The following is a 23,247-nucleotide window of genomic DNA, read 5'->3' on the forward strand; positions in this document are numbered from 1 at the left end:
ATACCCGATGAAAGCTTTTACTCAACACACCGGTTTAGTCGCGCCGTTGGACCGTGCCAACGTGGACACCGACCAGATCATTCCCAAGCAGTTCTTGAAATCGATCAAGCGCACCGGTTTTGGCCCGAACCTGTTCGACGAGTGGCGCTACCTGGACGTGGGCTACGCCTACCAGGACAACTCCAAGCGCCCGCTGAACAAGGACTTTGTACTCAACGCCGAGCGTTACCAGGGTGCCAGCGTGTTGCTCGCCCGGGAAAACTTCGGTTGCGGCTCCAGCCGTGAGCACGCGCCGTGGGCCCTGGAAGAATATGGCTTTCGCAGCATCATCGCGCCGAGCTACGCCGACATCTTCTTCAACAACAGCTTCAAGAACGGCTTGCTGCCGATCATCTTGAGCGATGCCGAAGTGGATGAGTTGTTCCAGCAGGTGGAAGCCGATGTGGGCTACCAGTTGACCATCGACCTGGCGGCGCAGACCGTGACCCGTCCGGACGGCAAGGTGTATCACTTTGAAGTGGACGCCTTCCGCAAGCACTGCCTGATCAATGGCCTGGACGACATCGGCCTGACCTTGCAGGACGGCGATGCGATTGCCGCGTTTGAAACTAAACACCGGGCCAGCCAGCCTTGGTTGTTTCGCGACGCTTGATTCCATGTAGACCGGACTGGCCCCTTCGCGAGCAAGCCCGCTCCCACATTTGATTGCATTTCAACTGAAGGAACTCGGTCGAATGTGGGAGCGGGCTTGCTCGCGAAAGGGCCAGCAACAGCAACACAAAAACCAGGGACATCATCATGACCAGCACTGCCCACACCCAAGTCGTGCAAAAACAATTCGGCGAACAGGCCTCGGCCTACCTGAGCAGCGCAGTACATGCTCAAGGCACCGAGTTCGCGCTGCTCCAGGCCGAACTGGCCGGGCAGGGCGCTGCACGACTGCTGGACCTGGGTTGCGGCGCCGGTCACGTGAGTTTCAACGTGGCACCGTTGGTTAAAGAAGTGGTGGCGTACGACTTGTCCCAACAGATGCTTGACGTGGTCGCCGCCGCTGCCGTGGACCGTGGCCTGGACAACATCCGCACTGTGCACGGCGCCGCCGAGCGCCTGCCGTTTGCCGATGGCGAATTCGACTTCGTGTTCAGCCGCTACTCGGCGCACCATTGGAGCGACCTGGGCCTGGCCCTGCGTGAAGTGCGCCGGGTGCTCAAGCCGGGTGGCGTGGCCACGTTTGTGGATGTCTTGTCACCGGGCAGCCCGCTGTTGGACACTTACCTGCAAACCGTCGAAGTGCTGCGCGACACCAGTCATGTGCGTGACTATTCCGCCGGCGAGTGGATGCGCCAGCTCAGCGAAGCCGGTTTGCATGTGCGCAACAGCAGCCGCCAGCGCCTGCGCCTGGAATACACCTCGTGGGTCGAGCGCATGCGCACCCCAGAGGTATTGCGTGCCGCGATCCTGGAGCTGCAAAAGGCAATGGGCCAGGAAGTGCGCGATTACTTCGAGATTCAAGCCGACGGCACCTTCAGCACCGACGTGCTGGTGGTGTGGGCCGAACGCTGATTAATTTTTCCCGACCTGCCCACGGGCGGGTCGCTTGATGAAATGAGGAACGCATGAGCAAGCAGATTCTGATTCTCCCTGGCGACGGCATTGGTCCGGAAATCATGGCCGAAGCGGTCAAGGTGCTGGAAGTGGCTAACGCCAAGTACAGCCTGGGCTTCGAACTGAGCCACGACGTAATCGGCGGCGCGGCCATCGACAAGCACGGCGTGCCTCTGGCCGACGAAACCCTGGAGCGTGCCCGCGCAGCCGACGCCGTGCTGCTGGGCGCCGTGGGTGGCCCGAAATGGGACAAGATCGAGCGTGACATCCGCCCTGAGCGCGGCCTGCTGAAGATCCGTGCGCAACTGGGCCTGTTCGGCAACCTGCGCCCGGCGATCCTTTACCCGCAACTGGCGGACGCTTCCAGCCTCAAGCCGGAAATCGTCGCGGGCCTGGACATCCTGATCGTCCGCGAACTGACCGGCGGTATCTACTTCGGCTCGCCACGGGGCGTGCGCGAGTTGGAGAATGGCGAGCGTCAGGCCTACGACACCCTGCCGTACAGCGAGAGTGAAATCCGCCGTATCGCCCGTGTCGGTTTCGACATGGCCCGTGTGCGTGGCAAGAAGGTCTGCTCGGTGGACAAGGCCAACGTATTGGCGTCCAGCCAGCTGTGGCGTGAAATCGTCGAAGAAGTCGCCAAGGACTACTCGGACGTCGAGCTGAGCCACATGTACGTCGACAACGCCGCCATGCAGCTGGTGCGTGCACCGAAGCAGTTCGACGTGATCGTCACCGACAACCTGTTCGGCGACATCCTGTCCGACCAGGCCTCGATGCTCACCGGTTCCATCGGCATGCTGCCGTCGGCCTCCCTGGATGCCAACAACAAGGGCATGTACGAGCCGTGCCACGGTTCGGCGCCGGACATCGCCGGGCAGGGCATTGCCAACCCGTTGGCGACCATTTTGTCGGTGTCGATGATGCTGCGTTACAGCTTCAACCTGACCGACGCCGCGGATGCCATCGAGCAGGCCGTGAGCCTGGTGCTCGACCAGGGCCTGCGCACTGGCGACATCTGGTCCCAGGGTTGCACCAAGGTCGGTACGCAAGAAATGGGCGACGCAGTAGTCGCCGCGCTGCGGAATCTGTAATCTCTCGGGCCCGCTTGCAGATGTTGCTGCAAGGCGGCCCACTTTTGAACAAGGTGTAGTTGCGATGAAACGTGTAGGTCTGATCGGTTGGCGCGGTATGGTCGGTTCCGTGCTCATGCAGCGGATGCTGGAAGAGCAGGATTTCGATCTTATTGAGCCGGTGTTTTTCACCACCTCCAATGTAGGTGGTCAAGGGCCGTCCGTGGGCAAGGACATTGCTCCGCTCAAGGACGCCTACAACATTGAAGAACTGAAGACCCTCGACGTCATTCTGACCTGCCAGGGTGGCGACTACACCAGCGAAGTCTTCCCCAAGCTGCGCGAAGCCGGCTGGCAGGGTTACTGGATCGACGCCGCTTCCAGCCTGCGCATGCAGGATGACGCGGTGATCGTGCTGGACCCGGTCAACCGCAAGGTGATCGACCAGCAACTGGACGCGGGCACCAGGAACTACATCGGCGGCAACTGCACCGTCAGCCTGATGCTGATGGGCCTGGGCGGCTTGTTCGAAGCCGGCCTGGTGGAGTGGATGAGCGCCATGACCTATCAGGCGGCCTCCGGTGCCGGCGCGCAGAACATGCGTGAACTGATCAAGCAGATGGGCGCGACCCACGCCGCTGTCGCCGATCAACTGGCTGACCCGGCCAGCGCGATCCTCGACATCGACCGCCGTGTGGCCGAGGCCATGCGCAGCGAGGCCTACCCGACCGAAAACTTCGGTGTGCCATTGGCCGGCAGCCTGATCCCGTGGATCGACAAGGAACTGCCTAACGGCCAGAGCCGTGAAGAGTGGAAGGCCCAGGCCGAGACCAACAAGATCCTCGGTCGCTTCAAGAGCCCGATCCCGGTGGACGGTATCTGCGTGCGCATCGGCGCCATGCGTTGCCACAGCCAGGCGTTGACCATCAAGCTGAACAAAGACGTGCCGATCGCCGATATCGAAGGGCTGATCAGCCAGCACAACCCTTGGGTCAAGCTGGTGCCGAACAACCGTGATATCAGCATCCAGGAACTGAGCCCGAACAAGGTGACCGGTACCCTGAATGTGCCGGTTGGCCGTCTGCGCAAGCTGAACATGGGGACGCAGTACCTGGGTGCGTTCACCGTCGGCGACCAACTGCTGTGGGGCGCGGCTGAGCCGTTGCGTCGCATGCTGCGGATCTTGCTGGAGCGGTAATCGCTGCTGGTAATAAGAAACCCGCGTTCTGGTGACAGGCGCGGGTTTTTTATTGCGCGCTCGGGCCTCTTCGCGAGCAAGCCCGCTCCCACATTTGATCGCATTTCAACTGAAGAAACTCGCTCGAATGTGGGAGCGGGCTTGCTCGCGAAGAGGCCATCAGCCACACCACAACCCCCAGGTTAATTGCCTCACCCCCAGCCACCCGGTAAAGTGCCGCTCCCCCCGCAATGCCCGAGGCAGCCCCCATGACCCAGACCTTTGATATTGCCGTGATCGGCGCCACCGGCACCGTTGGCGAAACCCTGGTGCAGATCCTCGAAGAGCAGGACTTCCCGGTAGGCAGCCTGCACCTGTTGGCCAGCAGCGAGTCGGCCGGGCATTCGGTGCCGTTTCGTGGCAAGAACGTGCGGGTGCGGGAAGTCGATGAATTCGATTTCAGCAAAGTCCAACTGGTGTTCTTCGCCGCCGGCCCTGCGGTCACCTTGAGTTTTGCCCCGCGCGCCACCGCTGCGGGCTGCACCCTGATCGACTTGTCCGGCGCCTTGCCGGCCGATCAGGCGCCGCAGGTAGTGCCGGAAGCCAACGCACAGATCCTCGATGGCCTGAAAAAACCTTATCAGGTCAGCAGCCCAAGCCCGTCGGCCACTGCCCTGGCCGTGGTGCTGGCGCCACTGCGCGGCTTGCTGGACATTCAGCGCGTCAACGTCACCGCCAACCTCGCCGTTTCCGCCCAGGGCCGTGAGGCTGTCAGCGAACTCGCCCGGCAGACCGCCGAGTTGCTGAATGTGCGCCCGCTGGAGCCGAAGTTCTTCGACCGGCAAATGGCCTTTAACCTGCTGGCCCAGGTCGGCAAGCCTGACGCGCAAGGCCACACTGCCCTGGAAAAACGCCTGGTGCACGAATTGCGCGCCGTGCTGGAAATGCCTTTGCTAAAGATTTCCGTCACTTGCGTTCAAGCCCCGGTGTTTTTTGGCGATAGCCTGACTGTGTCACTGCAATTGGGGGCAGCGGTGGATCTCGCTGCCGTCAACCGTGCCCTGGACTCGGCACCGGGTGTCGAATTGGTGGAAGAGGGCGATTACCCCACGGCTGTGGGCGATGCGGTCGGTCAGGACGTGGTCTACGTGGGCCGGGTTCGTGCCGGTGTTGATGACCCCGCGGAACTAAATATGTGGCTGGCGTCAGATAACGTACGCAAAGGGGCGGCACTGAACGCCGTACAGCTGGCGCAGTTGTTGATAAAAGGCCTTGTGTAAAAGATACTTGGCGGCAATTTGTAGATTGATTCTAGCCAAGCGCTATGCTTGGCCCCAAGCTGGAAAAATTGCGCGTCGGTGACCTATCGGCTCGCCATGCCTAATGGCAGCGGTTACCCACCTTCTCGCCGGCCGGGGAGTGTTCAAAAAGGATGAGGCTATGGTTCAAGTTCGCAAACTGGTGTTAGCAATAGCGGCCGCCTCGGCGCTGTCCTCCGGTATGGCGCAAGCACTGCAGCTTGGGGAGATGACCCTCAAGTCGAAGCTGAACCAGCCGCTGTCGGTGGAAATCGAGTTGCTCGATGTCGGTGGCCTGACCGCCTCCGAGATCACCCCCAGCCTCGCGTCGTCCCAGGCCTTTGTGGATGCGGGCGTCGATCGCCAGGCGTTCCTGAACGACCTGACCTTTACCCCGGTAGTCAATCCCAACGGCCGCAGTGTGGTGCGTGTCACCTCCAGCAAGCCGCTGCCGGATTCCTACGTGCGTTTCCTGCTGCAGGTGCAATGGCCCAACGGTCGCCTGATGCGCGACTACAGCGTGTTGCTGGACCCGGCCAAGTTCGACCAGTCGACCCCGGCCGCCGGTGCACCTGCACCCGCGCCACGCTTGAGTGCGCCTGCGACGACGGCTCCGGCAGTCACCAAGGCCAAGGAACACACCACGACTTCCCGTGACACTTTGTGGGAAATCGCCGCGAAAAACCGCAATGGCGCCTCGGTGCAGCAGACCATGCTGGCCATTCAGGCGCTGAACCCTGACGCCTTTATCGACGGCAACATCAATCGCATGAAAACCGGCCAGGTCCTGCGCCTGCCGGATTCGGGGCAAAGCACCAGCCTGCCGCAGCCCGAGGCGATTGCTGAAGTGACGGCGCAAAACGCGGCGTGGCGCGAGGGTCGCCGTGGCGGCAATCAGCTCGCCGGCAAGGCGCAGTTGGACGCGACCAAGCGTACCCAGGCGGGTAATGCGCCGTCGCAGACCAATACCAAGGACAATTTGAGCCTGGTCTCGGCCGAAGCGGCCAGGAAAGGCGGGAAGGGCGCGGCGGGCGACAGCCGGGCCTTGAACAACAAGCTGGCGGTGACCCAGGAAAGCCTGGATTCGACCCGTCGCGAGAATGAAGAACTGAAAAGCCGCATGGCTGACCTGCAAAGTCAGCTGGACAAGCTGCAGCGGCTGATCGAGCTCAAGAACAACCAACTGGCCAAGTTGCAGACCCCGGGTGGCGCTGCGGCGCAGCCTGCTGCAACGGCGGCGATGCCGGCCGAGCTGACTGCACAACCGGCGGCGCCGGCAGCGGCAGCTCCGGCAGCAACCCCCGCGGCTGCGCCGGTCGAGACCCCGGTCAAGCCGGATGCGGCACCTGCCAGCACTGAAGGTAAATTCAACGACCTGCTGACCAACCCGATCGTGCTGGGGGTGATCGGCGGCGCAGCGGGTTTGCTGGTGCTGTTGCTTCTGCTGCTGTGGGCCCGTCATCGCAATGCGCGGCTTGAAGAAGAAAAGCACCTGCGCATGGCACGGGCCCTGGCTGAAGAGCCGGAATTTGCGCCGAACATTGATCACGATCTGCCATCTGACAGTTTCGAAGGCCTTGATGTACCGCCGCCGAACGTCAAGCTGGCTCCAGCTCCAGCTCCAGCTCCAGCTCCAGCTCCGGCGGCGGTGGTTGCCCCGGTGATTGCCCCGGTGGTCACACCTGTTGCTGTGCAGCGTCCGACCGACGCCCTGGCGCAAGCCCAGTCGCATATCGACCGTGGCCACCTGAACCAGGCTGCGGAAGTGCTGGAAGATGCAATCAAGCAAGAGCCCGCCCGCAGTGACCTGCGTCTCAAGCTGATGGAAGTCCACGGCTTGCAGGGCAACAAGGACGGGTTTGTCACCCAGGAGCGCCAGTTGGTCGCCAATGGCGACAACCATGCCCAGGTCGAACAGCTGAAAAGCCGCTTCCCGGCCATGGCCGTGTTCGCAGCAGGCGTCAGCGCTGCCGTTGCCGCTGCCGCTCTCGACGCCCAATACGTCAAGGACCTGCTCAAGGACGACCCGGCACCGCCTGCACCTGAGCCTGCGCCGGACGCGTTTGACACTGACTTCGACCTCAGCCTGGACGATCTGGAGGCTGCTTCGCCAGCTGTGGTCCGCCCGACGTCGGACGACGACCTGAGCTTTGAATCGGTGCTGCAACAGCAGACCGAGGCCAAGGCCAGCGCGGAAGACCTCTCGGATTTCGACCTGGACCTGCAACTCGATCCACCCTCGTCGACCCAGTCCGACGACGACTTCCTCTCCGGCCTTGAAGACCAGATGAAGGACCTGCCGCCGGTAGAGCCGCCGACACTGACGCCGGCCGACCTGGACGACCTCGACCTGCCGGAGGATTTCGACCTGTCCCTGGCCGACGAGCCCGAGGCGCCTGCAGCGGCCAAGCCGGACGCGTTTGCGTCGGAGCTTGATGATGTCAACGCCGAGCTGGATCGCCTGTCGCAAAGCCTGGAACATCCGCCAATCGAACCGTCCTTCACCGCCGACGACGCGGCGTTGGGTGGCGATGAGCCGGAATTCGACTTCCTCTCCGGTACCGACGAAGTGGCCACCAAGCTCGACCTGGCGCAGGCCTACATCGACATGGGCGATGCCGACGGTGCGCGGGACATTCTTGGCGAGGTGCTCAAGGAAGGCGATGACGGTCAGAAGGGCGAGGCCAAGGAAATGCTCAGCCGGCTGGCTTGATACGCGCGGTAAATACAACGGCAGCCTTCGGGCTGCCGTTTTGCCATCCAGGCACCAAACCCATGGCGTCCCAGGCGCACGGCCTTATAATGGCCGCCTTTGCGCAACTCATCAGGCTCTCAGTTCTTGGCAAATATAGATAACGCGGCCGCCGAAATGGCGGCCGCAGGCTTTTTCAGAATCGCCCTGGGCGTGGAATACAAAGGCTCGCGCTATCGTGGCTGGCAACGCCAGGCCTCCGGTGTGCCGACGGTGCAGGAAACCCTGGAGAAGGCCCTGTCGAAAGTCGCCGACTCACCGGTGTCGCTGATGTGCGCCGGGCGTACTGATGCCGGCGTGCACGCTTGCGGGCAAGTGGTGCACTTTGACACTCAGGCCGAGCGCTCGATGAAGGCATGGGTGATGGGCGCCAATATCAACTTGCCCCACGACGTCAGCGTCAGTTGGGCCAAGGTAATGCCGGCGGACTTTCACGCGCGCTTCAAGGCCATCGCCCGGCGTTATCGCTATGTGATCTACAACGATCAGATCCGCCCGGCCCATCTCAACGAAGAAATCACCTGGAACCACCGCCCGCTGGACGCCGAGCGCATGGCCGAGGCGGCCCAGCATCTTGTAGGTATCCACGATTTCAGCGCGTTCCGTGCCGGCCAGTGCCAGGCCAAGTCGCCGATCAAGGAAGTCCATCACCTGCGGGTGACGCGCCACGGCAAGATGATCGTGCTGGATATCCGCGCCGGCGCGTTCCTGCACCATATGGTGCGCAATATCGCCGGGGTGCTGATGACCATCGGTACCGGCGAACGCCCGGTGGAATGGGCCAGGGAAGTCCTGGAAAGCCGGATTCGCCGTACCGGCGGCGTCACGGCGCATCCGTTCGGCCTGTACCTGGTGGATGTGGAGTACCGCGACGAGTTCGAATTGCCCCAGCGATTCATCGGGCCACACTTCCTCACAGGTTTCAGCGAACTTGGCGGCTGACGCCCTCAAAAGCATTTGTTACCATCCGGGACTTTCCCCGACACGCCCTGAGGTTTCATCGACATGTCTGCCGTTCGCAGCAAGATTTGCGGGATTACCCGCATAGAAGACGCGTTGGCGGCGGTCGAGGCGGGGGCCGATGCCATCGGTTTCGTGTTTTATGCCAAAAGCCCGCGGGCGGTGAATGTGTTGCAGGCGCGGGCGATCATCGCCGCGTTGCCGCCGTTCGTGACCACCGTGGGGTTGTTCGTCAACGCCAGCCGCTGCGAGCTCAATGAAACCCTCGACGCCGTGCAACTGGACATGCTGCAGTTCCATGGCGATGAGAGTCCGGACGAGTGCGAGAGCTACCAGCGCCCGTACATCAAGGCGCTACGGGTCAAGGCCGGGGACGATATTGCTGCGGCATGCGCTGCCTATGGCGGGGCTCGCGGGATTCTTCTCGACACCTACGTCGAAGGCGTTCCCGGTGGTACGGGCGAGGCGTTTGACTGGTCGTTGATTCCCGAAGGGTTGAGCAAGCCGATTATCCTCGCGGGCGGCCTGAATCCGGACAACGTGGCCAGTGCCATCCAGCAGGTTCGGCCGTATGCCGTGGACGTCAGCGGCGGGGTAGAGCAGGGCAAGGGCATCAAGGATCACGCAAGGATTCGCGCATTCATGCAGGCCGTGCGCGACAGCAGCGGGACGATGTGACGGCTGGCAGTCTGCCGCCGTCCATAACTACCACTGTGTAAAACAGCCCGGCGCCGCCTGTGGGAGGCCCGGAAATGAAGTGGCAGCCCTGCACGGCAGGTTGTCTGGAAGGCTGAGGGCACAGGCAGGAAATGGCTGGTCGAACGTCTGACCCCGTCCAGTTTGTGTCATCGCCACATATGAATTTAGCTCAAGGGCATACGCGGGGCTGTGTTCAAGCCACCGGTACTGGAGAAAGAAAGCATGAGCAACTGGTTAGTAGACAAACTGATCCCTTCGATCATGCGTTCCGAGGTGAAGAAAAGCTCGGTTCCTGAAGGTCTTTGGCACAAGTGCCCATCCTGCGACGCGGTGCTGTACCGCCCGGAGCTGGAAAAGACCCTGGACGTTTGCCCCAAGTGCAATCACCACATGCGTATCGGCGCCCGCGCCCGCATTGATATTTTCCTCGACGCCGATGGTCGCTCCGAACTGGGCGCTGACCTGGAGCCGGTTGACCGTTTGAAGTTCCGCGACGGCAAGAAGTACAAGGACCGCCTGACCGCGGCCCAGAAGCAGACCGGTGAAAAGGACGCGCTGATTTCCGTCAGCGGCAAGCTGCTGGGCATGCCGGTGGTGGTTTCGGCCTTCGAATTCTCCTTCATGGGCGGCTCGATGGGCGCCATTGTCGGTGAGCGTTTCGTACGTGCCGCCAACTACGCGCTGGAAAACCGTTGCCCGATGATCTGCTTCGCCGCCTCCGGTGGTGCGCGGATGCAGGAAGCACTGATCTCGCTGATGCAAATGGCCAAGACCTCCGCGGTACTGGCGCGTCTGCGCGAAGAAGGTATTCCGTTCATCTCCGTGCTGACCGACCCGGTCTACGGCGGTGTGTCCGCCAGCCTGGCGATGCTGGGTGACGTGATCGTCGGTGAGCCGAAGGCGCTGATCGGCTTTGCCGGCCCGCGTGTTATCGAGCAAACCGTTCGCGAAAAACTGCCGGAAGGCTTCCAGCGCAGCGAGTTCCTGCTGGAGCACGGCGCGATCGACCTGATCATTCCGCGCGGCGAACTGCGTCCGCGCCTGGGTAGCCTGCTGGCGCAAATGATGGGCCTGCCGACACCTGTGTACGTCGCGCCTAAAATCGAGCCGATTGTCGTGCCACCGGTGCCTGCAAACATATGACCCAGCGTACCCTGGGCGAATGGCTCGCCTACCTTGAGCAGTTGCATCCGTCAGCCATCGACATGGGCCTGGAGCGCTCGCAACAGGTAGCGGCCCGCCTCGGGTTGGGCCGGCCGGCGCCGCGTGTGATCACGGTGACCGGCACCAACGGCAAGGGCTCTACCTGCGCCTTTGTCGCGGCCTTGCTGCAAGCCCAGGGCCTGAAGGTCGGCGTGTACAACTCGCCGCACCTGCTGCGCTACAACGAGCGGGTGCAGCTCAATGGCGTCGAAGCCACTGACGAGCAACTCTGCGAAGCCTTCGCCGCACTTGATGCCGGGCGTGGCGAGATTTCCCTGACCTATTTCGAGATGGGCACCCTGGCGGCGTTCTGGCTGTTCGAGCGTGCGCAGCTGGATGTAGTGGTGCTGGAAGTCGGCCTGGGTGGGCGTCTGGACACGGTCAACGTGGTGGATGCCGACCTGGCGCTGATTACCAGTATTGGCGTCGACCATGCGGACTACCTGGGTAACACCCGTGAGTCCGTGGCCTATGAAAAAGCCGGGATCTTCCGCCAGGGCAAGCCTGCACTGTGCGGCGACCTGGACCCGCCGCATACCTTGCTGGACAAGGTGCGCGAGCTGGATTGCCCGTTCTTCCTGCGCGGGCGTGATTTCAATCTCGAGATTGGCGACCAATTCTGGCAATGGCGCGGGCTTGACGCGCGCGGTCAAACCGTCGAGTTGCGCGACTTGCCACTGCTGAACCTGCCGATGGAAAACGCCGCGCTCGCGCTGCAAGCCTACCTGTTGCTGGATTTGCCCTGGCATGCCGAGCAGATTGCCGCTACGTTGCAGACTACTCGCGTGGTGGGGCGCCTTGACCGGCGCACGTTCGACTGGGAGGGCAAGCGCCTGAACCTGCTGCTGGATGTGGGGCATAACCCTCACGCCGCTGAATACCTGGCCAGGCGCCTAGCACGCACGCCGCCCGCCGGTCGCCGCCTCGCGGTGTTCGGGTTGTTGTCCGACAAGGACCTGGACGGCGTGGTTGCACCCTTGCTGGGCGACGTCCAGGCCTGGGCGGTTGCACCGCTGGATACGTCCCGCAGTCGTCCTGCCATCGAGTTGCAGGTTGCCTTGCAGAACCTTGGCGCGTCCGTGACGTCCCATGCAAGCGTGACAGCCGCCCTGGAAGCCCAGTGCGCGGTTGCGACGCCTGAGGATGAGATTCTGTTGTTCGGATCATTTTATTGTGTTGCCGAGGCGCTCGAATGGTTGGCCCGGCGCTCCACGGAGGAAGCTGCACATGGCATTACTGGATAGCGCATACAAGCAGCGAATGGTTGGAGCCCTGGTCCTGGTGGCGTTGGCGGTGATTTTCCTGCCGATGCTGTTTTCCCGTCAGGATGAGCAGCGCCAAGTGACCGTTGAAGCGCCAGCTGCGCCCCAGGCGCCTGCGGTGCCTCAGGTTCAGGTTGAGCCGGTGGTGGTTCCCGAGCCGCAAGCGCTGCCGGAAGAAGAGCCGGTGCCGACCGATGACGAAGTGGCTGCACAGCAAGCGCCGTCGATGCCGGTGCAGCCGAGCGTGCCGGTGGTTAAGCCTGCGCCTGCTGCTCCTGCAGTTGCTGCGAAGCCTGCGGCGCCGGCGCCAGCGCCAAAACCTGTGGCCCCGCAACCTGCGGCACCAGGCAAGCCGGACGTGGGCCAGAGCCGTATTGACCCGAATGGCTTGCCGATCAGTTGGTCGATCCAGCTGGCCAGCCTGGCTAACCGCGAAAGTGCTGATGCGTTGCAGAAGAAGCTGCGCACCCAGGGTTACAACGCCTATATCCGCAGCGCCGATGGCAAGAACCGGGTATTCATCGGGCCGCTGATCGAGCGGGCTGAAGCCGATCGCCTGCGGGACCTGTTGGATCGCCAGCAGAACCTCAAGGGTTTTGTGGTTCGCTTCCAGCCCGAAAAAGGCTGAGGCTGCAAGGATTCAAGCTGGAATGCGGTCAATGTGGGAGCGGGCTTGCTCGCGAAGCGGTGTATCAGTCAGCAGATTTATTGGCTGCCCCACCGCCTTCGCGAGCAGGCCCGCTCCCACAAGTGTTTTGGGTGTGCCGCAACAGGCCGGTTTCCCCTATAACTCATTGATTTCAAATGCACTGCCAATCACAGCTTACCGATAGCCCAGCGCTCTGCTAAAATGCGCCGCCTTATCCGTCTGTAGGCTGAACTGTGCCATTTACCTGGGTTGATTGGGCGATCGTTGCAATCGTCGCCATCTCCGCTTTGATCAGTCTGAGCCGCGGCTTCGTCAAAGAAGCATTGTCGCTGCTGACATGGATCATCGCAGGAGTTGTAGCCTGGATGTTCGGCGGTTCATTGTCTGTCTATCTGGCCGGATACATCGAGACACCTTCGGCTCGCGTCATCGCGGGCTGCGCCATCATGTTCATCGCCACGTTGTTGGTGGGGGCAATGGTCAATTATCTTATCGGCGAATTGATACGCGTCACCGGCCTCTCCGGGACCGATCGATTTCTCGGCATGGCCTTCGGCGCCGCGCGTGGCGGCTTGCTGGTGGTCGTGGCGGTCGGGCTGTTGAGCCTGGGGCCGGTACAGCAGGATTCGTGGTGGCAGGAGTCGGTACTCGTGCCAAAATTTCTATTGGTTGCAGATTGGTCCAAAAACCTCATTTTGGGGTGGAGCAGTCAGTGGCTGGCCAGCGGGATCAGCGTACCCGCTGATCTTCCGTTCAAGGAACACCTCTTGCCGGCCAAAACGCCTCAGTAAGTTGTGTTCAGTCAAGATTCATTAAGTAGGGGTTGCGTCGCATGTGTGGCATCGTCGGTATCGTCGGTAAGTCGAACGTGAATCAGGCGCTGTATGACGCGCTAACCGTCCTCCAGCACCGCGGCCAGGATGCTGCCGGTATTGTGACCAGCCACGACGGCCGGTTATTCCTGCGCAAGGACAATGGTCTGGTGCGTGACGTGTTCCATCAGCGCCACATGCAGCGCCTGGTCGGGCACATGGGCATTGGCCACGTGCGCTACCCGACAGCGGGCAGCTCGACTTCGGCCGAAGCCCAGCCGTTCTACGTCAACTCGCCCTATGGCATCACCCTGGCGCACAACGGCAACCTGACCAACGTTGAACAACTGGCCAAGGAGATTTACGAATCTGACCTGCGCCACGTCAACACCAACTCGGACTCCGAAGTACTGCTGAACGTGTTCGCCCACGAGCTGGCCCAGCGCGGCAAGCTGCAGCCGACCGAAGAAGACGTGTTCGCTGCCGTGACTGACGTGCACAACCGCTGCGTCGGTGGCTATGCGGTAGTGGCGATGGTGACCGGCTACGGTATCGTCGGTTTCCGCGACCCCCACGGCATCCGCCCGATCGTGTTCGGCCAGCGTCATACCGACGAAGGCGTCGAGTACATGATCGCTTCCGAAAGCGTGTCCCTGGACGTGCTGGGCTTTACCCTGATTCGCGACCTGGCGCCGGGCGAAGCGGTCTACATCACTGAAGACGGCAAGCTGCACACCCGTCAGTGCGCACTGAACCCGAAACTCACCCCGTGCATCTTCGAACACGTCTACCTGGCGCGTCCGGATTCGATCATCGACGGTGTTTCGGTGTACAAGGCGCGCCTGCGCATGGGCGAGAAGCTGGCGGACAAGATCCTGCGCGAGCGCCCGGATCACGACATCGACGTGGTGATCCCGATCCCGGACACCAGCCGCACCGCTGCGCTGGAGTTGGCGAACCACCTGGGCGTGAAATTCCGCGAAGGCTTCGTCAAGAACCGTTACATCGGCCGTACCTTCATCATGCCTGGCCAGGCTGCGCGCAAGAAGTCGGTGCGCCAGAAGCTCAACGCGATCGAGCTGGAGTTCCGCGGCAAGAACGTGATGCTGGTGGATGACTCCATCGTACGCGGCACCACCTGCAAGCAGATCATCCAGATGGCCCGCGAAGCCGGTGCGAAGAACGTTTACTTCTGTTCCGCCGCGCCTGCCGTGCGTTACCCGAACGTGTACGGCATCGACATGCCGAGCGCCCACGAACTGATCGCCCACAACCGTTCGACCCAGGACGTTGCGGACCTGATCGGCGCCGACTGGCTGATCTACCAGGACCTGCCGGACCTGATCGAAGCCGTCGGTGGTGGCAAGATCAAGATCGAGGAGTTCGATTGCGCGGTGTTCGACGGCAAGTACGTCACCGGCGATGTCGACGAGGCCTACCTGAACAAGATCGAGCAGGCCCGTAACGATTCCTCGAAGATCAAGACCCAGGCGGTCAGCGCGATCATCGACCTGTACAACAACTGAGTAGACACCGGCCCTGAGGGGCCGGTTTTGTATCTTTGATAAAGCATTCGAGTTGAGGAGTAGAGCATGAGTCAGGAATGGGATGCCGGTCGCTTGGACAGCGACCTCGATGGCGTAGCTTTCGATACCCTGGCTGTGCGCGCCGGCCAGCACCGCACCCCGGAAGGTGAGCACGGTGACCCGATGTTCTTTACCTCCAGCTATGTGTTCCGCACTGCGGCCGACGCCGCTGCGCGTTTTGCCGGTGAAGTACCGGGCAACGTTTATTCGCGCTACACCAACCCGACCGTGCGCGCGTTCGAAGAGCGTATCGCCGCGCTGGAAGGCGCCGAGCAAGCTGTCGCCACTGCCACGGGCATGGCCGCGATTCTCGCGGTAGTCATGAGCCTGTGCAGCGCCGGTGACCACGTCCTGGTATCGCGCAGCGTGTTTGGTTCGACCATCAGCCTGTTCGAAAAGTACTTCAAGCGTTTTGGTATTGAAGTCGACTACGTGCCGCTGGCGGACCTGTCCGGCTGGGACGCGGCCATCAAGGCCAACACCAAATTGCTGTTCGTCGAGTCGCCGTCCAATCCATTGGCCGAGCTGGTGGACATTGCCGCGTTGTCCGAAGTGGCCCACGCCAAGGGCGCGATGCTGATCGTCGACAACTGCTTCTGCACCCCTGCATTGCAGCAGCCGCTGAAGCTGGGCGCAGACATCGTTGTGCACTCGGCCACCAAGTTCATCGACGGCCAGGGCCGTTGCATGGGGGGCGTGGTTGCCGGCCGCAGCGAGCAGATGAAGGAAGTGGTGGGCTTCTTGCGCACCGCCGGCCCGACCCTGAGCCCGTTCAACGCCTGGATCTTCCTTAAAGGTCTGGAGACCCTGAGCCTGCGGATGAAGGCCCATTGTGCCAACGCCCAGGCCCTGGCCGAGTGGCTGGAGCAACAGGACGGCATCGAGAAAGTCCACTACGCCGGCCTCAAGAGCCACCCGCAACACGAGTTGGCCCAGCGCCAGCAACGTGGTTTCGGCGCCGTAGTGAGTTTCGAGGTCAAGGGCGGCAAAGAGGGTGCCTGGCGCTTTATCGATGCGACTCGCCTGATCTCCATCACCGCCAACCTGGGTGACAGCAAGACCACTATCACTCACCCGAGCACCACCTCCCACGGCCGCCTGGCGCCGCAGGAGCGTGAAGCTGCCGGGATTCGTGACAGCCTGATCCGCATTGCGGTGGGCCTGGAAGACGTCGCTGACCTGCAGGCCGACCTGGCCCGTGGGTTGGCTGCCCTGTGATCGAGTGGTCCATGGAGGCGGCGAGCGCCAGTAACGGGCGGGTCGCGCTGGTGACCGGCGCGGCGCGGGGCATCGGCCTGGGGATTGCCGCCTGGTTGATCAGCGAAGGCTGGCAGGTGGTATTGACGGACCTGGACCGTGAGCGCGGTTCCAAGGTGTCCAAGGTGCTCGGCGACAACGCCTGGTTTATTACCATGGACGTGGCCGATGAGCGGCAGGTTGCCCAGGGCGTGGCCGAGGTACTTGGCCAGTTCGGGCGCCTGGATGCGCTGGTGTGCAATGCCGCCGTGGCCGACCCGCGCAACATCACCCTGGAAAGTCTCGACCTGGCTTACTGGAATCGTGTACTGGCGGTGAACCTCAGTGGTCCCATGTTGCTGGCCAAGCACTGTGCGCCCTACCTGCGGGCCCACGGCGGCGCCATTGTCAACCTGGCGTCGACCCGGGCACGCCAGTCGGAACCGGACACCGAAGCCTATGCGGCGAGCAAGGGCGGTTTGCTGGCCCTGACCCACGCGTTGGCTATCAGCCTCGGGCCGGAAGTACGGGTCAATGCCGTCAGCCCGGGCTGGATCGATGCCCGTGACCCGGCTGCACGCCGTGCCGAGCCGCTGACGGATGCGGATCACGCCCAGCACCCGGCGGGCAGGGTAGGCACTGTGGAAGACGTAGCGGCGATGGTGGCGTGGTTGCTGTCGCGCAATGCCGGGTTTGTCACCGGGCAAGAGTTCGTCGTCGACGGCGGCATGAGCAAGAAGATGATTTACACCGAGTAGGGCGGGTCGCGGTCCTGAAGCCATTTTGTCTTTTTCAGAAAAACTTCAAGCAGGCTATTGACTTAGGTCCGCTACCTGCGTAAATTTCGCGGCCTCAACGAAGCAAAGGGTGATTAGCTCAGCTGGGAGAGCATCTGCCTTACAAGCAGAGGGTCGGCGGTTCGATCCCGTCATCACCCACCACTTCTTGAGAGTTTTGCCCTAGGGCAAGACGCAACGTTAAAGGTTGCACCGACGCGCAGCGGTAGTTCAGTCGGTTAGAATACCGGCCTGTCACGCCGGGGGTCGCGGGTTCGAGTCCCGTCCGCTGCGCCATATTTTCCAGGTCTGATGTTTCAGATTTGAGATTGAACAGCCAAGGCTGGTCAGTCAGATGTTTGAAGGCGGTTGAAGGTGACACTTCAGCAGTCTGAGCGATACGCAGCGGTAGTTCAGTCGGTTAGAATACCGGCCTGTCACGCCGGGGGTCGCGGGTTCGAGTCCCGTCCGCTGCGCCATATCTGTTCCAGGGTCCACTGAACGCCCTGAGACGCCAAAGCAAGCCGCTGGCTTGGTTGGATCGATAGCAAAGACCCTGGTCGAAAGGCCGGGGTTTTTTGTGTCTGCGATTGGGTGCCGGCGCGGCAAGTACAGGGGCCGGCAAGCCAGCCCCGTGGTCCGGGGTCAGAATCCCAGCTTGTCCCGCAACCCGTAATACCAGGCCCCCAGCGCCGCAAACGGCGTGCGCAACAGTTGTCCGCCGGGGAAGGGGTAGTGCGGCAGGCCGGCAAACGCATCAAAACGTTCTGCCTGGCCTCTCAGCGCTTCCGCCAGTACCTTGCCCGCCAAGTGGGTATACGTCACGCCATGGCCGCTACAGCCCTGGGAGTAGTAGATGTTATCCCCCAGGCGACCGACCTGCGGCAGGCGCGACAAGGTCAGCAGGAAATTGCCGGTCCAGGCGTAGTCGATCTTCACGTCCTTGAGCTGCGGGAAGGCCTTGAGCATCTTCGGCCGGATGATCGCCTCGATATTCGCCGGGTCACGCGCGCCGTACACCACGCCACCGCCGAAGATCAGGCGCTTGTCGCTCGTCAGGCGGTAGTAGTCCAGCAGGTAATTGCAGTCCTCGACGCAGTAATCCTGTGGCAGCAGCGTCTTCGCCAGTTCATCGCCCAGTGGTGCGGTGGTAATCACCTGCGTACCACACGGCATCGACTTGGCCGCCAGTTCCGGAACCAGGTTCCCCAGATAGGCGTTGCCCGCGACAATAATGAATTTGGCCCTGACCTTGCCGTGCGCCGTATGCACCACCGGATTGGCGCCGCGCTCGATGCGAGTCGCCGCCGACTGCTCATAAATGGTGCCGCCCAGGGACTCCACGGCTGCCGCTTCGCCCAGCGCCAGGTTCAGCGGGTGAATGTGCCCGCCGCTCATGTCGAGCAGGCCGCCCACATAGTTGTCACAGGCGACCACTTCTCGAATGCGCCGCTCGTCCAGCAGCTCCAGCTGGGTGTGGCCGTAGCGCTCCCACAGGCGCTTCTGCGACTCCAGGTGGCCCATGTGCTTGCTGTTCAGTGCCGCAAATACACCGCCGTCCTTCAGATCGCACTGGATCTGATACTTGGCCACCCGCTCCCGAATGATCCTGCCGCCTTCAAATGCCATGTCGCCGAGTAATTTCGCCTGCTGGGGGCCGACACTGCGCTCGATCACATCGATATCACGGCTGTAGCTGTTGACGATCTGCCCACCATTGCGGCCCGAGGCGCCAAAGCCTACCTTGACAGCTTCCAGCACTGTCACGCGAAAGCCGTTTTCCAGCAGGAACAGCGCACTGGACAGGCCGGTATAACCGGCGCCAATCACGCACACATCGGTTTCGACTTCACCTTGCAGCTCTGGGCGAGGAGGTACCGCATTCGCAGACGCGGCGTAATACGACTGGGGGTAGGGGGTGTTCGCCATCCTGGAACCTCTGTTTTATATTTTTTACGAGTGCGCCGATCCTACCTGAGTTGAAAATCCGCTGCCAGCCACCGGAAAATACCGTTGCGCTGGCCACAAATAAAAAATTCGCATATTCATAGGCTTAGCTGCAAAAAAGGTGTTGACACCCCTCGGGAATTCCGTAGAATGCCGCCTCACAGCAGGCACGTAGCTCAGTTGGTTAGAGCACCACCTTGACATGGTGGGGGTCGTTGGTTCGAGTCCAATCGCGCCTACCAAACAAAATCCGCTCTGCTGGGCGGTCTAGAAGGGCTCACCGAAAGGTGGGCCCTTTTTTGTTGCCTGGAATTTGCAAAACTTTTGCAAAACTTTTGCAAAACTCCCACCTCAGAACGCCAATTCGGCGCCCACCTCCAGGTACTCGATCTTCTTTTCGTCATGCAGCGAGTAGGGTGGGTTATTCGGGTTCGATGCCGGTCTTGCGGAACTCTTCAAGCTGTCGCGACTGCTTTTCAGTAACCTCGAAAACAGGTCGCGACATGGTGGTGAAGCGGGCAGATTCTTCGGCGGGCGCTGCTGCCAGGTTGATCAGTAGCGTCGAGACCGTCTCCTGCCACTCTTCAAAGTCGTGACGTTCGCCCAGCACTTGAAGCGCATCATCGAGCGCTTTCGAGACAATCAGCGTTCGCTTCTCGGCACCGATCCGGTCGAGCAGCGCCTTCTCTTTCGCGCGCTTGTCCCGCTGGATCTGCGCGTTGTCCTTGGCCATGGCCTACCTCTTCGATTTCATGTGCTGGCAAATCAAGCCATGCCTGCCGCCGGCGCTGCCGCACCTGGTTGTTGATGCGGTTCACGTGGGCAACAGGTGTGAATTTTTCTATGTGGCTACCTTGTGTCATCGACTTGGATCCGGGCTGACCAATCTGCTATTTGGTCGGCCCGGATCCAGGCTTTTCGGTACTCGGATATGAGGAACGGTTACTACTATGAGCGATTGCAGCCAGTTACCGTATCGACCATATCGAGGTAGTGGCATGGGCCTTCTCAGTGCTTTTGAATATCGGGATGCCACTCCTCAATGGTGTCCGAGTATCAGGCGATGTAGCTTGCATCCGTGATGTTATTCAACGTTTGGGCTGTGGTTGTGGCATCGGGAGCCGCCACTTTAAAACCCACTGTAGAAATGTTGCCTAGCAATGAACACTTTGTTGCGCTGCCGATGGTGACAATTGACCCTCCTGATGCAGGCGGAAGATTAAATGTGTTCATGGCGAAACGTGTTGAGCTTGGATTGTTGATCAACAACGACCCGTTGGCCCGCGTGGTTTGATTGATTACGCTATTGTCGAAAAACTCAGAAAATCCAAGGCTTCCAATAGTCCCTAAGTAAAACGACCATTCCGTGACATTGATCGTGTTGCCTCTAGCCCTTAGCCCCTTCCATGCAGCGGTCCCGGTACCCGCTACAGCGGAGGAAGCAGTAATGTGGTTGTTAAGCAAGTCGATGTTTTTAACGGCCGCGCTTATCTGGATTCCGGTATTGATGGACGTAATATTGTTGCCGACAAACCTTGCCTGTGGTGTTTGCCAGTCAATACCAATTGAGCCTCCGCTGATGCTATTTCCTTCAATCAGGGGGGGCTGTGTCGCTGTATTGAGCTGGGACCTAATACCGATGGCATTTATGGACAGCAACTTCAGGATGTTATTCGAAATGATAATTTGGCCGTCGTGTGTAAAGCCCGTGACCGAGCCGACGCTTATCGCGACAGTGAACGAGCCTTGCAAGCTATTGGAAGATGCAATCAGTCTGTCAGTGCCGCTGTTAAAGAAAATGCCTAGTTGCTGTATTCCCGTAATGTTGTTTCCAGTAATAAGACAGTCGCGGCTTGCGACGGTTGTCGCATCCGGAAGTAGTGGTTGCCCGTTCAAGCCTATATTTGACGACTCTACTTTGCAGAAGTGCAGAACATTGTTGCCAGTGTTGTTGCTGATAATTCCCCCGCGAGTTCCCTGGGAGAAGTCTATGCAAAAGCCGCCAGTGAAGGACTCAAAGTTATTACTCGTGGCTCTTGGGCGATAACAGTTGGTAGCGACCATGCCGTGAACGACAATATTTCGAAGGTCACAGGTTTCTATCCAGATATTCGAGCAGTACTTGGATCCAGTGGGGTCCAATGCGTACTGGCGACCGCCGAGCAAACCGATCAACTGCCCATCTAGGGTGCAGTTTTTAAGCCCTACATCGTCAACCGATCCATCAGCAGTCGGATCGATGATAATCGCAGAGTAGCCGCCCGTGAATTTGATGCCCGAGATCACAATATTCTTGGCGTTAACTACTCTGAAAAATGCCTGCTTGGTAGTGTTGCCCCAGATTAATTCCGAGCCCGCACCTTCTCCTGTAACGTTCTGACCGGTGCCTAGCGTCACGGCGGAGGTCCGATTCGGCTCCCGCCCTTCCGGGTAGACAGCGGCCGGTCCAATCGGCGCTACCTTGTATCGGCCAGACGGAATATGTACAGGGAGTCCAGTGCTGAAGCAAGCCAGGTACCCGGCGGTATCGTCAGTGATTCCGTCGCCCTTGCAGCCGAACTGTTTAAGGGTATAAGGCGTAGTTTGGCAAAGCTTCCAACGGTAAGTGCCGTTGTCACCAACGATCACGCTTCCTTTATTGTCCGGTGTAGTGACATCGTCGGGATCCCTGCGATAGACACCTCCACCTCCATCTCCAGGCACGTAATATCCAAGCACATAAACCGCGTCACTCGCCGTAACGAGTGCCTTAAGTGCTGAGATATTGTCGACGACCTGACTGGTGATACCCGCTTCGTTAATGTTTTCTAGCATTTCCTTTGCTCCTTGATGATGGGGTTTTGCTTGTTTACGATGTTCGAAATCTAGCGTTTCCGGCATGTTTCTACGATCGTTTTGGGTAATCGATACCATGGGCGGCGATGATCCGCTCGAAGGCCTTGTTGCCGATCGCCAGCCTSCCGCAGCACTGGCGCYGGGTGATGCCCAGTTCCAGGAASGCGCGAATCCGCTCGGCGTACTTCGCGTCRCGGGCYYGRACCTGYTCGYTTCGARCTGYGCCGTTGGCGCCGCCCCGGGTTGGCTTCTTGAAGGYGATGYCGTACTCCTTYGCGAAGCTGTAGAGGGTGCGCCGGCTCAGGCCCARGGCWACCGATGCCTCCGTYTGCGTGTGCRTGGYKCCCAGTTCCCGAATACGCTCGGCAAGCTCGTCGCGTTCCTGCTGGCGTATATCTTTYGAGTGCAGGGGGCAGGGGAGTCGCCTCAACCCGCCGTCGAACAAATGGCTTCRGCGCTGGCGGCATCTGGTTGCTGTARGTGATKGGYTTGGGCTTRTASCCGATGGGCGCCGCTTCTTCGATCTGGCCGCCGCCGGCCAGAAACCGGGCGACCTGGGCCGCCAGTTCATCCGAGGCCGGGCGTAGTGCCTCGACCAGGCTGAGGTAGTTGCTGATCATGAGGGCCTCACTTAATGCGGATTGAACTGTCGCCGCGCTCCAGGTGAGCCCAGGCTGGTTCGGGTAAAAGTTCGTGCTCCGCATCCTCACCGGCCGCCATACGCTTTGTTACGGCTGCGTTGTGATCTCGGATTTCCTTGAGCTTGGTCGCGATAGCACGCTTGTCGGGAGAGAACACGGTTTTGGTGTCGATGAAGTCATCCGGGATATCGTCTTCTTTATCGACGATGACCTTTTCGGGCGCCAAAGCCAGAGTGATCGTGAACAACGGTCGCCTGATCGTCTTGATGTCGGAGGCCTCCATGTTATTGCGCAAGTACTCGTCGAGCTTGCCTACGGTATTCTTCCGGATGCGCTTGAGCTCATTCAGCCGGTCGACTTCTTTGTCTATTGCGTCGATGTCGCCTTGGATGTTCCGACTCAGCATGACGACGCTCTCAGCCTTATCGCCGAACTCGCCCTGGATCTCCTCCATGGCGTACTGCAGAGCCTCCTTCAACCCCTCGTCGTCGGTGTCAGCCATTGCTTGAAGTTCGGCCAGCTTGCCGGTGAGTGTGTAGAGCTGGGTCATGCTGCAGCCTCCTTATCGGCATCGGTGATTCGCTTCCATTCCAGCGAGATACGCTCGGCGCCCTTGGTGTCCTTGCGCAGAGTGAGTTTGCGTACCGCAACGTCATGGATCTTTTTCAGCTCTTGGGGGGACTGGGCTCCGGCCATCGTGTCGATAACCGATTTGATGTAGTCCAGGCGCTCCTGC

At 60.7% G+C, this 23,247-nt stretch carries 19 protein-coding genes, 4 tRNA genes and 1 pseudogene; 19 read left to right on the forward strand and 5 right to left on the reverse strand.

The genetic code is table 11. The features are described 5' to 3' along the window. Positions 1–7 precede the first annotated feature (7 nt). The 18 genes from leuD to JV201_RS09800 all read left to right on the forward strand — a co-directional run bounded on the left by leuD (position 8) and on the right by JV201_RS09800 (position 17,567). A complete protein-coding gene (gene leuD / locus JV201_RS09715; protein WP_003212660.1) occupies positions 8–652 on the forward strand; it encodes a 3-isopropylmalate dehydratase small subunit in 645 nt (214 codons plus the stop codon). A gap of 146 nt (positions 653–798) precedes the next feature. Next, positions 799–1,563, forward strand: a complete 765-nt coding sequence (locus JV201_RS09720) for a class I SAM-dependent methyltransferase (protein ID WP_219406815.1) — start codon at positions 799–801, stop codon at positions 1,561–1,563. 53 nt (positions 1,564–1,616) lie between these two features. After that, entirely contained in the window at positions 1,617–2,699 is a 1,083-nt protein-coding gene (gene leuB, locus JV201_RS09725; RefSeq protein ID WP_177054537.1) for a 3-isopropylmalate dehydrogenase, read from the forward strand. A 64-nt stretch (positions 2,700–2,763) separates the two neighbouring features. Further along, the gene (gene asd / locus JV201_RS09730; RefSeq protein ID WP_003212667.1) at positions 2,764–3,876 is read left to right on the forward strand and encodes an aspartate-semialdehyde dehydrogenase; all 1,113 of its coding nucleotides are present in this window, start codon (positions 2,764–2,766) and stop codon (positions 3,874–3,876) included. Positions 3,877–4,124: 248 nt separating this feature from the next. Beyond that, complete coding sequence (locus JV201_RS09735; RefSeq protein WP_003212668.1) at positions 4,125–5,135, forward strand: aspartate-semialdehyde dehydrogenase; 1,011 nt, start codon at positions 4,125–4,127, stop codon at positions 5,133–5,135. Positions 5,136–5,295: 160 nt separating this feature from the next. After that, positions 5,296–7,866 carry a FimV/HubP family polar landmark protein gene (locus JV201_RS09740; RefSeq protein ID WP_219406816.1) on the forward strand — a complete coding sequence of 857 codons (2,571 nt, stop codon included), beginning with the start codon at positions 5,296–5,298 and terminating at the stop codon, positions 7,864–7,866. A gap of 156 nt (positions 7,867–8,022) precedes the next feature. Beyond that, the gene (gene truA, locus JV201_RS09745) at positions 8,023–8,847 is read left to right on the forward strand and encodes a tRNA pseudouridine(38-40) synthase TruA (protein WP_003212671.1); all 825 of its coding nucleotides are present in this window, start codon (positions 8,023–8,025) and stop codon (positions 8,845–8,847) included. A gap of 63 nt (positions 8,848–8,910) precedes the next feature. After that, complete coding sequence (locus JV201_RS09750; protein WP_003212673.1) at positions 8,911–9,543, forward strand: phosphoribosylanthranilate isomerase; 633 nt, start codon at positions 8,911–8,913, stop codon at positions 9,541–9,543. A gap of 243 nt (positions 9,544–9,786) precedes the next feature. Further along, positions 9,787–10,707, forward strand: coding sequence for an acetyl-CoA carboxylase, carboxyltransferase subunit beta (accD, locus tag JV201_RS09755; RefSeq protein ID WP_003212675.1), 921 nt, complete (start codon positions 9,787–9,789; stop codon positions 10,705–10,707). Next, on the forward strand, positions 10,704–12,011 hold the full coding sequence (gene folC / locus JV201_RS09760; RefSeq protein ID WP_003212677.1) for a bifunctional tetrahydrofolate synthase/dihydrofolate synthase: 1,308 nt from the start codon (positions 10,704–10,706) through the stop codon (positions 12,009–12,011). The genes accD and folC overlap by 4 nt, the downstream gene beginning before the upstream one ends. Beyond that, positions 11,995–12,657, forward strand: a complete 663-nt coding sequence (locus tag JV201_RS09765) for an SPOR domain-containing protein (RefSeq protein ID WP_087693954.1) — start codon at positions 11,995–11,997, stop codon at positions 12,655–12,657. The genes folC and JV201_RS09765 overlap by 17 nt, the downstream gene beginning before the upstream one ends. Before the next feature lie 254 nt (positions 12,658–12,911). Continuing rightward, positions 12,912–13,469 carry a CvpA family protein gene (locus JV201_RS09770; protein WP_003212681.1) on the forward strand — a complete coding sequence of 186 codons (558 nt, stop codon included), beginning with the start codon at positions 12,912–12,914 and terminating at the stop codon, positions 13,467–13,469. A gap of 41 nt (positions 13,470–13,510) precedes the next feature. Continuing rightward, positions 13,511–15,016 (forward strand): amidophosphoribosyltransferase, encoded by a 1,506-nt coding sequence (gene purF, locus JV201_RS09775; RefSeq protein WP_003212683.1) that lies wholly within the window; start codon positions 13,511–13,513, stop codon positions 15,014–15,016. A gap of 66 nt (positions 15,017–15,082) precedes the next feature. Next, positions 15,083–16,294, forward strand: coding sequence for an O-succinylhomoserine sulfhydrylase (locus tag JV201_RS09780; RefSeq protein ID WP_008438742.1), 1,212 nt, complete (start codon positions 15,083–15,085; stop codon positions 16,292–16,294). A gap of 11 nt (positions 16,295–16,305) precedes the next feature. Further along, positions 16,306–17,070 (forward strand): SDR family oxidoreductase, encoded by a 765-nt coding sequence (locus JV201_RS09785; protein WP_003212687.1) that lies wholly within the window; start codon positions 16,306–16,308, stop codon positions 17,068–17,070. A 107-nt stretch (positions 17,071–17,177) separates the two neighbouring features. Then, a tRNA-Val gene (locus JV201_RS09790) sits at positions 17,178–17,253 on the forward strand. A 55-nt stretch (positions 17,254–17,308) separates the two neighbouring features. Next, positions 17,309–17,385: transfer RNA gene (locus tag JV201_RS09795), tRNA-Asp, on the forward strand. A gap of 105 nt (positions 17,386–17,490) precedes the next feature. After that, positions 17,491–17,567, forward strand: a tRNA-Asp gene (locus JV201_RS09800). 166 nt (positions 17,568–17,733) lie between these two features. On the opposite strand, the gene JV201_RS09805 is transcribed toward JV201_RS09800, so the two are convergent. Beyond that, the gene (locus JV201_RS09805; protein ID WP_087693955.1) at positions 17,734–19,017 is read right to left on the reverse strand and encodes an FAD-binding oxidoreductase; all 1,284 of its coding nucleotides are present in this window, start codon (positions 19,015–19,017) and stop codon (positions 17,734–17,736) included. A gap of 183 nt (positions 19,018–19,200) precedes the next feature. On the opposite strand from JV201_RS09805, the gene JV201_RS09810 reads away from it, so the two are divergent. Continuing rightward, positions 19,201–19,277 (forward strand) — tRNA-Val (locus JV201_RS09810). A 179-nt stretch (positions 19,278–19,456) separates the two neighbouring features. Here JV201_RS09810 and JV201_RS09815 read toward each other — a convergent pair. The 4 genes and pseudogenes from JV201_RS09815 to JV201_RS09830 all read right to left on the reverse strand — a co-directional run. Next, positions 19,457–19,768 (reverse strand): hypothetical protein, encoded by a 312-nt coding sequence (locus tag JV201_RS09815; protein WP_102606034.1) that lies wholly within the window; start codon positions 19,766–19,768, stop codon positions 19,457–19,459. 323 nt (positions 19,769–20,091) lie between these two features. After that, complete coding sequence (locus JV201_RS09820) at positions 20,092–21,948, reverse strand: hypothetical protein (protein WP_173406088.1); 1,857 nt, start codon at positions 21,946–21,948, stop codon at positions 20,092–20,094. Between the two features lie 549 nt (positions 21,949–22,497). Next, the gene (locus JV201_RS09825) at positions 22,498–23,061 is read right to left on the reverse strand and encodes a siphovirus Gp157 family protein (RefSeq protein ID WP_102606480.1); all 564 of its coding nucleotides are present in this window, start codon (positions 23,059–23,061) and stop codon (positions 22,498–22,500) included. Continuing rightward, positions 23,058–23,247: pseudogene (locus JV201_RS09830) on the reverse strand (hypothetical protein); the annotation flags it as partial. The pseudogene JV201_RS09830 and the gene JV201_RS09825, both read right to left, overlap by 4 nt.

This window comes from Pseudomonas sp. Colony2 (assembly GCF_019382755.1).
GTDB lineage: Bacteria > Pseudomonadota > Gammaproteobacteria > Pseudomonadales > Pseudomonadaceae > Aquipseudomonas.